Origin of the sequence: Methylobacterium sp. yr668 (assembly GCF_900116245.1) — a bacterium.
In the GTDB taxonomy this organism is placed as follows: Bacteria; Pseudomonadota; Alphaproteobacteria; order Rhizobiales; family Beijerinckiaceae; genus Methylobacterium.
In genome coordinates this window covers 1-12074 of the sequence record NZ_FOZY01000011.1, presented here as the reverse complement: position 1 = coordinate 12074, position 12074 = coordinate 1, and the positions used below count along the sequence as shown (strand labels likewise).

General features: G+C 72.2%; 13 protein-coding genes. 6 read left to right on the top strand and 7 right to left on the bottom strand.

Annotation, left to right across the window (positions count from 1 at the left end; translation table 11 throughout):
• Window positions 1-182: 182 nt before the first annotated feature.
• The 3 genes from BM419_RS15455 to BM419_RS15445 all read right to left on the bottom strand — a co-directional run bounded on the left by BM419_RS15455 (window position 183) and on the right by BM419_RS15445 (window position 3652).
• Window positions 183-380, bottom strand: a complete 198-nt coding sequence (locus tag BM419_RS15455) for a hypothetical protein (RefSeq protein ID WP_012321181.1) — start codon at window positions 378-380, stop codon at window positions 183-185.
• Between the two features lie 138 nt (window positions 381-518).
• Window positions 519-2978, bottom strand: coding sequence for a bifunctional diguanylate cyclase/phosphodiesterase (locus tag BM419_RS15450; protein ID WP_091926934.1), 2460 nt, complete (start codon window positions 2976-2978; stop codon window positions 519-521).
• A 203-nt stretch (window positions 2979-3181) separates the two neighbouring features.
• Complete coding sequence (locus BM419_RS15445; RefSeq protein ID WP_020094084.1) at window positions 3182-3652, bottom strand: NUDIX hydrolase; 471 nt, start codon at window positions 3650-3652, stop codon at window positions 3182-3184.
• 245 nt (window positions 3653-3897) lie between these two features.
• Between BM419_RS15445 and BM419_RS15440 the strand changes: the two genes are divergently transcribed.
• Entirely contained in the window at window positions 3898-4371 is a 474-nt protein-coding gene (locus BM419_RS15440) for a CYTH domain-containing protein (RefSeq protein WP_056533583.1), read from the top strand.
• Between the two features lie 89 nt (window positions 4372-4460).
• Window positions 4461-4709 (top strand): hypothetical protein, encoded by a 249-nt coding sequence (locus tag BM419_RS15435; protein ID WP_020094086.1) that lies wholly within the window; start codon window positions 4461-4463, stop codon window positions 4707-4709.
• 42 nt (window positions 4710-4751) lie between these two features.
• On the opposite strand, the gene BM419_RS15430 is transcribed toward BM419_RS15435, so the two are convergent.
• The 3 genes from BM419_RS15430 to BM419_RS15420 all read right to left on the bottom strand — a co-directional run bounded on the left by BM419_RS15430 (window position 4752) and on the right by BM419_RS15420 (window position 6712).
• Window positions 4752-5351 (bottom strand): hypothetical protein, encoded by a 600-nt coding sequence (locus BM419_RS15430; protein ID WP_091926933.1) that lies wholly within the window; start codon window positions 5349-5351, stop codon window positions 4752-4754.
• A 283-nt stretch (window positions 5352-5634) separates the two neighbouring features.
• Entirely contained in the window at window positions 5635-5874 is a 240-nt protein-coding gene (locus BM419_RS15425; protein ID WP_091926932.1) for a hypothetical protein, read from the bottom strand.
• Between the two features lie 229 nt (window positions 5875-6103).
• Window positions 6104-6712 carry a PAS domain-containing protein gene (locus tag BM419_RS15420; RefSeq protein WP_056533577.1) on the bottom strand — a complete coding sequence of 203 codons (609 nt, stop codon included), beginning with the start codon at window positions 6710-6712 and terminating at the stop codon, window positions 6104-6106.
• Between the two features lie 170 nt (window positions 6713-6882).
• Between BM419_RS15420 and BM419_RS15415 the strand changes: the two genes are divergently transcribed.
• The 4 genes from BM419_RS15415 to BM419_RS15400 all read left to right on the top strand — a co-directional run bounded on the left by BM419_RS15415 (window position 6883) and on the right by BM419_RS15400 (window position 11288).
• Window positions 6883-7188, top strand: coding sequence for a hypothetical protein (locus BM419_RS15415; protein ID WP_091926931.1), 306 nt, complete (start codon window positions 6883-6885; stop codon window positions 7186-7188).
• Between the two features lie 107 nt (window positions 7189-7295).
• The gene (locus BM419_RS15410; protein WP_091926930.1) at window positions 7296-8867 is read left to right on the top strand and encodes an ABC transporter substrate-binding protein; all 1572 of its coding nucleotides are present in this window, start codon (window positions 7296-7298) and stop codon (window positions 8865-8867) included.
• A 534-nt stretch (window positions 8868-9401) separates the two neighbouring features.
• On the top strand, window positions 9402-10736 hold the full coding sequence (locus BM419_RS15405; protein ID WP_091926929.1) for an MFS transporter: 1335 nt from the start codon (window positions 9402-9404) through the stop codon (window positions 10734-10736).
• Window positions 10737-10874: 138 nt separating this feature from the next.
• Window positions 10875-11288 carry a VOC family protein gene (locus BM419_RS15400; protein ID WP_020094093.1) on the top strand — a complete coding sequence of 138 codons (414 nt, stop codon included), beginning with the start codon at window positions 10875-10877 and terminating at the stop codon, window positions 11286-11288.
• Between the two features lie 166 nt (window positions 11289-11454).
• On the opposite strand, the gene BM419_RS15395 is transcribed toward BM419_RS15400, so the two are convergent.
• The coding region (locus BM419_RS15395; RefSeq protein WP_091926928.1) for an outer membrane protein at window positions 11455-12074 on the bottom strand (620 nt) is incomplete at its 5' end.

Genomic DNA, 12074 nt, shown 5'->3' with positions numbered 1-12074 from the left:
CCGGCAAGACATCCCGCAAAGCGGCGGCACCCTGGATCGGCTCCAAGGTAGAGCCCGCTCCCGCGATGGTCAGGGGGGCGGCGCGGCCGGGGACGCGAAAGTTGCGGCGGGCCGCGCCGGGACCCGCCCAAATGAAAGGGCCGACCCGAAGGCCGGCCCCGATCGTCGCGCGGCGGACGCGCCTACTCGGCCGCGGTCATCTCGGCGGTGTAGTGGCCGCACCAGTCCTGGGCGGCGACCACCGGCCAGAGACCCTTGGACTCGGGCGCGGGCTGGCTGACCGGCGGGTTGAAGCGGCACAGGCCGGCATCGTTCTGCGCGACGGCGCCGTTGCCCTTGTGCTCGTCGAAGAACCGGCAGGTCTCGCACTTGGCGTTCATGGTCGGGCTCCTGTGAGGCCGGCGGCCCGGAGGCCGTCCCGGCGGGGGACGAGAGCTTGGACCTTAGAAGTGATCCAATCTGCGGGGCCAACGTCGGAGCGATCGGGCGGGTTCCCGGCGGCGGATCGGCGATCCCGCTCAGCCGACCGCGGCGAGGCCCGGCTCGGCCCGGGCGGACTCCTCGGCGGGGCCGGCGGGACCGCCGACCGCGGCGGCGTAGTCGGTGATTGGGCGCGGCCTGCCGAACAGGAAGCCCTGCATCTCGCCGCAGGCCTCCTCGGTCAGGAACTTCATCTGCGCGTGGGTCTCGACGCCCTCCGCGACGACGCCCATGCCGAGGCTGCGGCCGAGGCTGAGCACGGCCCGGACGATCACGGCGGCCTGCGGCCCGGTCCCGAGCTGCGCCACGAAGGAGCGGTCGATCTTCAGCTTGTCGAACGGGAAGGCCTGGAGGGTCGCGAGCGAGGCGTAGCCGGTCCCGAAATCGTCCATGCTGATCCGGATGCCGTAGCTCTTCAGGCGGCGGAGGATGCCCACGGCCCGCGCCATGTCGTTGATGATGATGCTCTCGGTGACCTCCAGCTCCAGGCGGTCCGGCGAGAGACCGGTCTCGGCCAGGATCGCCAGGACGGTCTCGGGCAGGCCGGGCTTCTGGAACTGGCGGGGCGAGAGGTTGACGGCGACCTTCAGGGGCTGCGCCCACTGGGCCGCCTCGCGGCAGGCCTCGCGCAGCACCCAGTCGCCGAGCGCCACGATCAGGCCGGTCTCCTCGGCCAGGGGCACGAACACGTTGGGCGACACGCTGCCGCGGACCGGGTGGGTCCAGCGCAGGAGCGCCTCGAACCCGACGAGCGCCCCCGTGTGGCCCTCCACCTGCGGCTGGTAGTGCAGGCTCAGGGTGTTGTCGTCGAGGGCCTGGCGCAGGTCGCGCTCGAGCACCCGCCGCTCCTCGGCCTCCTCGTCCATGGCGGGGGTGAAGATCCGGTACGTGCCGCGGCCCTCGGCCTTGGCCCGGTAGAGGGCGAGGTCGGCGCGGCGGTACAGCGGCTCGGCATCCGTCCCGTGCTCGGGGGCCAGCGCGATGCCGACACTCAGGCCGACGCCGACCCGGTGCCCGCCCACGCTGAACGGGCTGTGGAACAGCGCGATGAGGCGCTCGGCCAGGACCTCGGCCTCGGCCGCGCCGCCGGCGGAGAGCACGGCGAACTCGTCGCCCCCGAGCCGGGCCACCGCCCCGTCCCCCGCGATGCCCCGCAGGCCGGCCGACACGCGCCGGAGGAGCTCGTCCCCGGCCTGGTGGCCGAGGCTGTCGTTCACGCTCTTGAAGCCGTCGAGGTCGAGGTACAGGACCGCGCAGGCGCCGCCGCGCTGGACGATGTCGACGAGGCTGCGCGCGAGGGTCTCGTGGAACAGCGCCCGGTTCGGCAGGCCGGTGAGGACGTCGTGGCGGGCGAGGCGCGCCACCTCGGCCTCCGCGGCCTTCCGCTTGGTGATGTCGGTGAAGGTCCGCACGAAGCCGCCATCCGCCAGGGGCACGGTGCGGATCTCGAGCACGAGGCCGTTGGGCCGCGCCCGCTCGTGAACCTGCGTCTGCCCGGCCTCGCCGCGCTCGATCCAGGTCCGGATGGAGCGGTCCGGGCGCCGGCGCTCGCGGCGGCTCGCCTCGTGGCGCAGCACAGCCCGGTAGCTCGGCCGCGCCTGCATCATCGCCCGGGGCAGGTCGAGGAGCGCCAGCGCCCGCTCGTTGCAGACCCGGACCACGCCGCCGGCGTCGACCATGATGAGGCCCTGGTCCATGCTGTCGAGGGTGGCGTCGAGCAGCAGGGTCTTCTCCCGCAGCATGCGGCCCTGCCGGGCCAGGGCGACGTTGATCCGGCGCAGGTGGTCCAGCATCAGCGTCAGCGCCGCGAAGGCCAGGATCACCGCCATCACGCCGGCGATGCCGCCGGCCAGGACGCCCCGGGCGAGGCCGAGCTGCGGGACCGCCAGGGCCGGGTCCGGCACCACGCGGGCGGCCGCCATGGCGAGGAAGTGCAGGACCGCGATGGCGAGGGTCAGGACGGTCGCGGCCGCGAGCCGAGCCCGCGCGCCCGCGCTGCCGACATGGATGGCCATGCCGGCGGCCGCGAGCCCGCAGCCCGCCGCGATCGCCGTGGCGGCCATGGCGGGGTCCCAGGTGAAGTGCCCCGGCAGCCGCACGCCGGCGATGCCGAGGAAGTGCATGCAGGCGATGCCGATCCCGAGCACGAGGCCCGCCCCCGCCCCGGCCCAGCGCGACGGCGTGGTCCGGGCGAACAGGAAGGCCACAGTGGCGGCCGCGATCGCGACGATCAGCGAGAGCAGGGTCGTGCGCGGCTCGTAGCCCAGCACCACGCCGGGATCGTAGCCCAGCATGCCGATGAAGTGGGTGCTCCAGATCCCGGCCCCGATCGAGAAGCCCGAGGCCAGGAGCCAGACCGGCCCGTGCCCGTCGGCGCGGACCTGGACGCGCTGCTCCAGCTTGAGGGCGACCGCGCAGGAGATCCAGCACACGCAGGCGGCCAGGGCGACCACCCAGCCGGTATGTTCCTCGGTCAGGCAAGCGAACGCGCGATACATCGAGGTGCCCCGCCCATCTGCGACGGCGGGAACCTTAACCCGCGGATACTAATCAGAAGTTGCATTTCGCCCGGACACGGGTCCGATCCGCGATGCGGACGAGGCTCTTCCGGGCGCCGCCGCGCGCCGGTCAGGCCGCAGATCAGGAGTTGAATGTTCGGGCGCGGCGGCGGTCCGCCCGCCCGTGCCCGTCGCGGCGCCCGTCAGCCGCGCCCGTCGCCGCGGATCTCGATCGGCCGCGCCGCGAAATCCGTCAGGAGTTCCTGGAGCTCGTCCTCGTGGACGAGGCGCGCCGCCTCCTCGGGCGCGAACCATTGCAGGGTGCGCTGGGCCTGTTCCGGCCAGCGCTCGTGCTGGGCCTCGACCCGCAGCGGGTAGACGCGGACCATGCAGGGGAAGGCGCGGCCGTGGTCGAAGCGCTTCTGGTAATGGTACCGTCCGACCGGGTTCGCGGCGATCTGCCCTTCGAGCCCCGCCTCCTCGTAGGCCTCCCGCGCGGCGGCCTGATGGGCCTTCCGGCCGGTCATCGGCCAACCCTTCGGGATGATCCAGCGCCCGGTATCGCGCGAGGTGATCAGCAGGACCTCGATCCGGCCGTCGGCGCCGACGCGGAACGGCAGGGCCGCCACCTGCTTGAGCGGTTTGACCTGCGCCTTGCGGAGCAGCTTCTTCAAGTTCGGCCGCTTGGATGCCGTCTTCAGCGCTGACCTCGCGGATGGAGAGGGGCGGGATTTCTGATGATGCTTCTGCAATCGACGGCCTCCTCACGCTTTTACATAAGTTTAACACGATCCCATTGCAGCCCGCGCGCATTGGCACCGAGCCATGCCTGTAACGCTGTGCTCATCCCCGCCAGGCGGCTTGTCGCGGGCCGGCTTGTCGGCGAAGGCTGACGCGTCAAACGTCCACGAGGCGCGGCATGGCTGTCGAGATCGAGCGCAAGTTCATCGCGAACCCGTCGGTTCTGGCGCTGTGCCGGGCGGGGACGCCCCTGGTTCAGGGATACCTCTTCACCGACGCGGCCAACACGATCCGGATCCGCCGGGCCGGTGAGCGCGCGCTGATCACGTGGAAGAGCCCGCGCCGCGGCGCCAGCCGGGACGAGATCGAGTTCGCCATCGCGCCGGAGGACGGCGCGGCGCTCCTCGCCACCGTGCCGCCCGGCCGGCGGCTCGAGAAGACCCGCTACCGGGTCGCGCATGCCGGGGCGGTCTGGGACGTCGACGTGTTCGGCGGGAACCTCGCGGGCCTGATCCTGGCCGAGATCGAACTGGAGCGCGAGGACCAGCCGGTGGTGCTCCCTCCCTGGGTCGAGCGCGAGGTCACCGACGACGCGCGCTACCGCAACTCGCGGCTGGCCGCGGGACCGGTGCCGGAGCGGTGGGCGGCCTAGGTCCCCGACGCGCCGGGCGGATCCGTCCGGTCGAACATCTCGAACATCCGGGCCCGTGAACATCCCGGGGCGGCCACCGTTCTCACGGCATGCCCCGGACCCTGATCACCTGGACGCAGGACGAGACCGCCGGCGTGCCGCTCCCGCGCTTCGTCGGCCGGGTCGGGACGGTCGTCGTGGGGATCTGCGCCTACGACGGATCGAGCCGGTTCTGGACCTGGTGGAGCCCGCTGGCCGAGGACATCTGGGGGCACGGCCAGGACGCCGAAGGCGCCCGGCAGGGCTGCGAGGCTTGGCTGCGCGGATGGCTCGAGAACTTCAGGCCGTTCTTCACCTGACGCGGCCGGCCGCGAGGGCGCGGCCGGGCCGTCAACGCGGGATCAGCGCATGAAGTGCGGCAGGCGCCGCTTCCAGCGCTCGCCGAGCCGCAGCTCGTTCGTCCGCCGCCCTGCCGTCGACCGGGGCGACGGGCCCTGACCCGACGTGGGACCCGACGTGGGACCCGACGCGGCCGGCGGCGGGACGCGGGCGGGCGCCTCGTCGACGGGCGGGGCCGGCGGCGGGGCGGTCGGCACGGCCGGGCGCGACGGCACCGTCTGCACCTGCGGGAGCGCGTCCCGCGCGGCCGCCCGCGGCCGCCCGCGCCGCGCCCGCGGCGCCGGGACGGTCTCGGCGGCGGGGTCCGTCGCGGCCTCCTCGGCGGCGGCTTCGAGGACCGGCTCGGCCGGGGCCTCGAACATCGGCATGAGGCTCGGCAGGACGCGGCGCACCGGTGCGTCCGGCACCTTCCGTTCCGGGCGCGGCGCCGGTGCCGCCTGAGGGGCGGGCGCGGGTGCGGGCGGCGCGAGGGCGGCCTGCGCCAGTTCCGGCCACAGGATCTTGTCCGGGCGCGGCCGCGCCTCGGTGGCAGTCAGCGTTGTGCGGGCCGAACGGGTCTGCTTGACTTCGACCATGAACGGTCGCGCGCTGCGGCGCTTCATGTAAGATGATCCTTGGAAGCATTCGAGCACGCATGTCGGCGGCACGAACACACCGAGGTTAAGCCTGATCTCGGCCGTTGTCCAGAAAGACGACGTCGTACTGGTCAAATTTCTCTTTAGTCGAGATGGGCCGCGGTCGTTTCCAGGCCTCGGGTCGTGAAACCGAAGGCGTGATCGCCCGAGCACCTGCGGACACTGCCCCGTCGCCGCCCGGCGAGGGGGCGATCCGCTGCGGGACGATCTGTTGCGGGGCGGACGTCGCGCGCGATCGGGTCGTCCGGGATCAGGCGGCCTGCGCCTGCGCCTGCGCGGGCGCCGGGCGCCGCCGCAGGGGACCGGGCGCCCCGAACAGGGACTGGTACAGCGCGGCCGGCGTCCGCGCCTCGCCGCTGCCGTCCGTGATCGTCACCTCGGCCATGCCGGCCGCGATCAGGCTCATGCCCTGATCCAGGGCGGTCAGGACCGAGGCGTGCTGGTAGGCGAACCGGCGCGCGGACAGGCGTGCGGTGACGGTGAAGTGCATGACGACGATCCCGGGAAGCCGGACCCGCCGGGTCCGGACGGCAACGGCGCGCGCGCGACGCGCTCGGGTGAGAACGGGGCTCCGGCAACGCCGCTGCCGGTCCCGCACCTGCTCGCGGCCAATAAAGTCGTTATCTTGACGAAAGCTTGTTCATCCCCGCTTTGCACGAACAAGGCGCACAATTAGCGGCGGGATTTAGTGGTTGCCGCCGCGCCGCTGCCGTCACGCTTCAGTTCAGGCGGCGGCGCCGTTCCGCGACCTGCCGCCGGGCCAGCCGTCGCCCCAGCGCCATCAGCAGCGCGTCCGCCTCGGCCTTCAGGGCCGGATCGCCCAGCGCCGCGACGGCGTCCTGCGCGGCGAGGGCGTGCTCGACCGCCCGGTCCAGGGGCGTGTCGCCGAGGTCGGGCGCGGTCGCGCCGCCGATCGCCTCGCGCGCGCGCAGCGCCGTGATGTCCACGAGGATCCCGCGCCCGCCCGTCGGCCGGCCGCGACGGTCGCTGGTGAAGCGGCCGCGCGCCAGGACCCAGCGCATCCGGCCGTCGACGGAGATCACCCGGTACTCGGCGACGTAGGAACTCCCCGCCGCGACGCTGCGGCGGATCAGGGTGTCGACCCGGTCGCGGTCGTCGACGTGGATGGCCTCCTCGTAGACGGCCAGCGGGATGCCGGATTCCGCCGCGGTCGGATCGACCTTGAACAGGAGGGCCACCAGGGCGTCGACCCGCACCCGGTCCGTCGCAGGGTCCCACGCCCAGTGCCCGATCATGTCGGCGGAATCGAGCGCGATCTGGAAGGCTTCGGGACAGGTCTGACCGACGGACGCGTTGGTCTTGGGCATGGCGGTGTACGTGTGCGGCTCCGGTCCGGTCGATCTACGGGTTCGGTAGCTGCAACCTCAAGACTTCTTTGACGCATTCATGCAACTGTTGCGTGCTGGCCACTCGCGTCCTGCCGGTCTTCTGTATTATGAATGCTCGAGCCAGCCCGCGCGCCAGAGCCTGACCGCCGATGGGATCGAAGTCACCTGTCCGGAGCGGATCCTCCGGGGCTGCGGCGCCCGAGGACGACCTGTTCGAGCGCTCCGCACCGCCGCGCGCGCCGGGTGCCGGGCGGCTGCTGCAGCGGATCGCCGACGCGCTGCAGGTTCCGGCCACCTCCCTGTACGGCCCTCCAGGTGCGGAGCGGGGCGCGGGCGTCGCGGGCGGGCGTGCCGACGAGGCCGACGCCCTGCTGCATGCCTACCGGCGCATCGACGATCCCGAGATCCGCCGCCGCGTCCTGACCCTCGTGCAGGATCTGGCGGCCGCACGCTGACCGGCACGCTGACCGGTGCGCCCGTGATGCGCTTGTGATGCGCTTGTGATGCGCTTGGCCCGCCGCGTGCTAACCTGAGCGGGATTGCAACGCTCGGGCGAGTCGGCATGCTGAACAGACGATCCTTCATGGCCCTGTCGGGGGCCGCCCTCGCGACCCCGGCGCTGGCGCAGGGCAGTGCCGCCCGGACGCTCAAGTTCATCCCGCAGGCCGACCTGACGGTGCTCGATCCGATCTGGACGACCGCCTACGTCACCCGGAATCACGGGCTCGCCGTCTTCGACACGCTCTACGGCACCGATGCCGCCTACGCCGCCCAGCCGCAGATGGTGGCGGGCCACACGGTGGAGAACGACGGCACGCTGTGGCGCCTCACCCTGCGGCCCGGGCTGACCTTCCACGACGGCAGCCCGGTCCTGGCCCGCGACTGCGTGGCGAGCGTCGCGCGCTGGGGCAAGCGCGACGCCATGGGCCAGACGCTCATGGCCTACACGGACGAGCTCTCGGCCCCGGATGACCGGACGATCCAGTTCCGCCTGAAGAAGCCCTTCGCGCTCCTGCCGGACGCGCTCGGCAAGGTCGGCTCCTCGATCTGCGCCATCATGCCGGAGCGTCTCGCCAAGACCGACCCGTTCACGCAGGTGACCGAGATGGTCGGCAGCGGCCCGTTCCGCTTCAAGGCGGACGAGCGCGTGGTCGGCGCCCGGGTGGTCTACGAGCGCTTTGCCGGCTACGTCCCCCGCGAGGGCGGCGAGCCGCAATGGACCTCGGGCCCGAAGCGCGTCCACGTCGACCGGGTCGAGTGGAACGTCATCCCCGATCAGGCGACCGCCGCCTCGGCCATGCAGACGGGCGAGATGGACTGGTGGGAGCAGCCGCCGGCCGACCTCGTGCCCACCCTCCGCGGGCTGACGACGCGGATCACCGACCCGACCGGCCTGATCGGCTGCCTGCGGATGAACCAGCTCCAGCCGCCCTTCGACAATCCGGCGATCCGGCAGGTGCTGCTGAAGGTCGTCGACCAGACCGACTTCATGCAGGCGGTGACCGGCACCGATCCCAAGCTGATTCACGTGCCGACGGGCTTCTTCTGCCCGGGCCTGCCCATGGCGAGCGACGTCGGCCTCGACGCCCTGACCAGCAAGCGCGACTACGCGGGCGCCAAGGCGGCGCTGGCGGCGGCCGGCTACAAGGGCGAGAAGGTGGTGCTGATGGGCGCCTCGGACTTCCCGAGCCTGAAGGCGCTCGCCGACGTGGCGGCCGACATGCTCACGCGCGCCGGCTTCAACGTCGACTATCAGGTCATGGACTGGGGCTCGGTGGTGCAGCGGCGCGCCAAGAAGGAGCCGGTCGCCCAGGGCGGCTGGAGCGCCTTCTGCACCTTCTGGGCGGGGCTCGACCAGGCGAATCCCGCGGTCAGCGCCTTCCTGCGCGGGACCGGACAGAGCGCCGCGATCGGCTGGCCCACCAGCGCGAGGATCGAGGCGCTGCGGGACCAGTGGCTGGACGCCCCGGACACCGCCGCGCGCAAGCGGCTCGCCGGCGAACTCCAGCAGCAGGCCTTCGTCGACCTGACCTACCTGCCCCTCGGGCAGTACTTCAACCAGACCTCGTACAAGCCGTCCCTGACCGGCGTCCTCGACGGCGTGCCGGTGTTCTGGAACGTCAAGAAGGGCTGAGGCGCAAGGGTCGCCCTCTTTCAAGACCTCGGGACGTGGGCGCGGGTTCAGCGGCTCCAGGTCCGTGCGTGCGCGCCTTTTCCGGGTACCCGAACGCGGAGAGGGTCGCGGTCCGGCGACAGAGATCGCGCAGAACTGGCTCCGTGCCTTTGCGAGCGCAGCGAAGCAATCCAGCTGCGCCAAGCTTGACCGATGTCTCGCATCCCTGGGTTGCTTCGCTGCGCTCGCAAAGACGAACAGGCCATCGGCACCCCTACAGCCCCGCTGCACGAGCCTACTGTGTCGCCGGCACGGCGTAGTTCAACGGTATCCTGCCACACGAATACGCCGTTCCCTCCAACAAGTCCGATCGATCGAAGCCGCGCGAGCGCTTCCCAGCCGCATCGGGAACGGGGTAAGCAGATTCGGCACAGGTCACCGCCAGAGATGACCGGCCCGCGAGGAAGCCCGAGATATCCGTCTCACCGCCATCGCGGCGGTGCATCGACGCCCTCGACGCCGCGCGGATTCCATGACGCGACGAGGACACGCTCGATGACAGGCTTGGCGACAGGCTCCCCGGACGAGGCCGCCCTGGAACGCTCGGCGATGCGCAGGATCGGCTGGCGGCTCGTGCCGTTCCTGATCCTCGCCTACTTCGTCTCCTTCCTGGACCGCGTGAATGTCGGCTTCGCGGCGATCCAGATGAACCACGATGTCGGCCTCTCGGCGACCGTGTTCGGCTGGGGCGCCGGCATCTTCTTCCTCGGCTACTTCCTGATGGAGATCCCCAGCAACCTGATGCTGGAGCGCTTCGGGGCGCGGCTGTGGATCGCCCGGATCATGGCGACCTGGGGGCTCATCTCCGCCGCCATGGCCCTGGTGCAGGGGCCGTGGTCGTTCATCGGCCTGCGCTTCCTGCTGGGGCTCGCCGAGGCCGGCTTCTTCCCCGGCGTGATCCTCTACCTCACCTACTGGTTCCCCTCCGCCTACCGGGCGCGGATCATCGGGGTCTTCATGATCTCGATCCCGATCTCGTCGTTCCTGGGCTCGCCGATCTCCGGCGCGCTGCTCAACGTGACGGGGTTCGGCCTCGCCGGCTGGCAGTGGCTGTTCATCCTCGAGGGCCTGCCGGCGGTGTTCCTGGCCGTCGCGGTCCTGTGGCTCCTGCCGGACGGCCCGCGGGACGCGGCGTGGCTGCCGGCGGCCGAGCGGGACTGGCTGGAGCGGCAGCTCCGGGCCGAGGCGGCGCGCAACACCCGCAGCGGCCAGCCCGCGAAGCCGCCGCTCTGGGACATCCTGCGCGACCGGCGGCTCGCCCTCTTCGCCGCGATCTATTTCGGCTCGACGGCGAGCAGCTACGGGCTGTCGTTCTGGACGCCGCAGATCGTCAAGAGCTTCGGCCTCGGCAACGTCGAGACCGGGCTCCTGAACAGCATCCCGTACGGCTTCGCGTCCCTGGCGATGGTCCTCTGGGGCCGGCACAGCGACCGGACCGCCGAGCGGCGCTGGCACCTCGCGCTCTCGTTCCTGATCCTGGCGCTGGGGCTCGCGGGCGGCACGGTCCTGTCGGGGCTCGGCCCGGTCGTGGCGGCGCTGACGATCGCCGCCATGGGCGTCTACATGCTCAAGGGCCCGTTCTGGGCGCTCGCGACCGAGCAGATGCCGCCCGCCACCGCGGCGGCGAGCATCGCGGCCATCAACGCGGTCGGCAATCTCGGCGGCTTCCTCGGCCCCTACCTGATCGGCGCGATCAAGGACGGGACCGGCAGCTTCACCCTGAGCCTCCTGCCGCTCGTGGTCTTCGCCCTGCTCTCGGCCGCCCTGTCGCTGGTGCCGGGCCGCGCCCCGCGCCCCGACTCGGGCGTGCCGCGGCCGTCGGCCGTCTGAGCCCGCGGCGAACCGAGTCCGGGACCGGCCGGTTGGCCCGGTGCGGCCGCCGCCCGGCGCTGCGCCGGCCCGGACCGGCCCGGCCCGGACCGGACGGGGTCTTGCGGGCCGTGACCGCGCCGCCGCCAGGAGATCGCCGTGCCCGAGCTCAACGCCATCCTGGAGACGGCGCTGTACGTCGCGGACCTCGACCGCGCCGAGGCCTTCTATCGCGACACGATGGGGTTGCGCTGCCTCTTCACCGACTTCCGCATGCGCGCCTTCGACGTCGGCGGCCGCGGCGTCCTCCTGCTCTTTCCGGAAGGCGGGTCCCTGCAGCCGATCGAGACGCCGGGCGGTCTCATACCGCCCCATGACGGCCGCGGCCCGGCCCATATCGCGTTCTCGATCGACGCCGACGCCCTCGCGCCCTGGGAGGACCATCTCGCGGCCGCCGGCGTGGCCGTCGAGGGCCGCACCCGCTGGCCGCGGGGGGGCGTCAGCGTCTACTTCCGCGACCCGGACGGGCACCTGCTCGAGCTGGCCACACCCGGCCTCTGGAAGGGCTACTGAGGCGGCGCCGGGTCAAGTCCGGGTCAAGTCCGGGTCGAGGCCCGGCCGGATTCCGGCCGCCTGAACGGCGAAGGGGCCGCCTCCTGTGGGAAGCGGCCCCTTCGCGTGTCGGGTCGGGTGCGACGGTCGGGGTGCGAGCGTCGCACCCGACCGTCGCTGGTCGATCTCAGTAGGAGCCGAACTTGTAGTTCAGGCCGGCGCGGACGACGGCGAACTCGTCGGAGCGGCGACCGATGCCGCTGTAGACGACCGGGAAGTTGTTGGCGGCGTTGATGACGAACGCGCCCTGGTTGCGGGTGTTGCGGTCGAGGTTGACGTACAGGCCTTCGACCTTGAGCGTCACGGCCGAGGAGCGGAAGAAGTTCAGGAACGAGTCGGTGGGCAGGGCGTACTCGATGCCGCCGCCGGCGGCCCAGCCGGTGCGGAAGCTGTCGTTGCCGGCGTAGCCGCCGAAGGAGCGGTCGGCGCTGCCGGAGCCGTAGGCGAAGCCGCCGGTGCCGTACACGAGGGTGCGGTCGAAGGCGTAGCCGAGGCGGCCGCGCACGGTGCCGAAGAAGTCGAGGCTGGAGAGGCCGCGCGGGTCGGTGACGTAGTAGCCGGGGGCCAGCGCGCCGGAGACGAAGGCGTTGTTCCGGTTACGGCCGAAGTCGAGGTACTGGGCGTCGGCCTCGACACCGATCACGAGGCCGGAGCCGGGGGTGATCTGCCAGTTGTAGCCGATCTGGCCACCGCCGGAGAAGCCGTCCTGGCTGCGGTTGCGGAAGGAGGCGACGGTGCCGGGGGCGG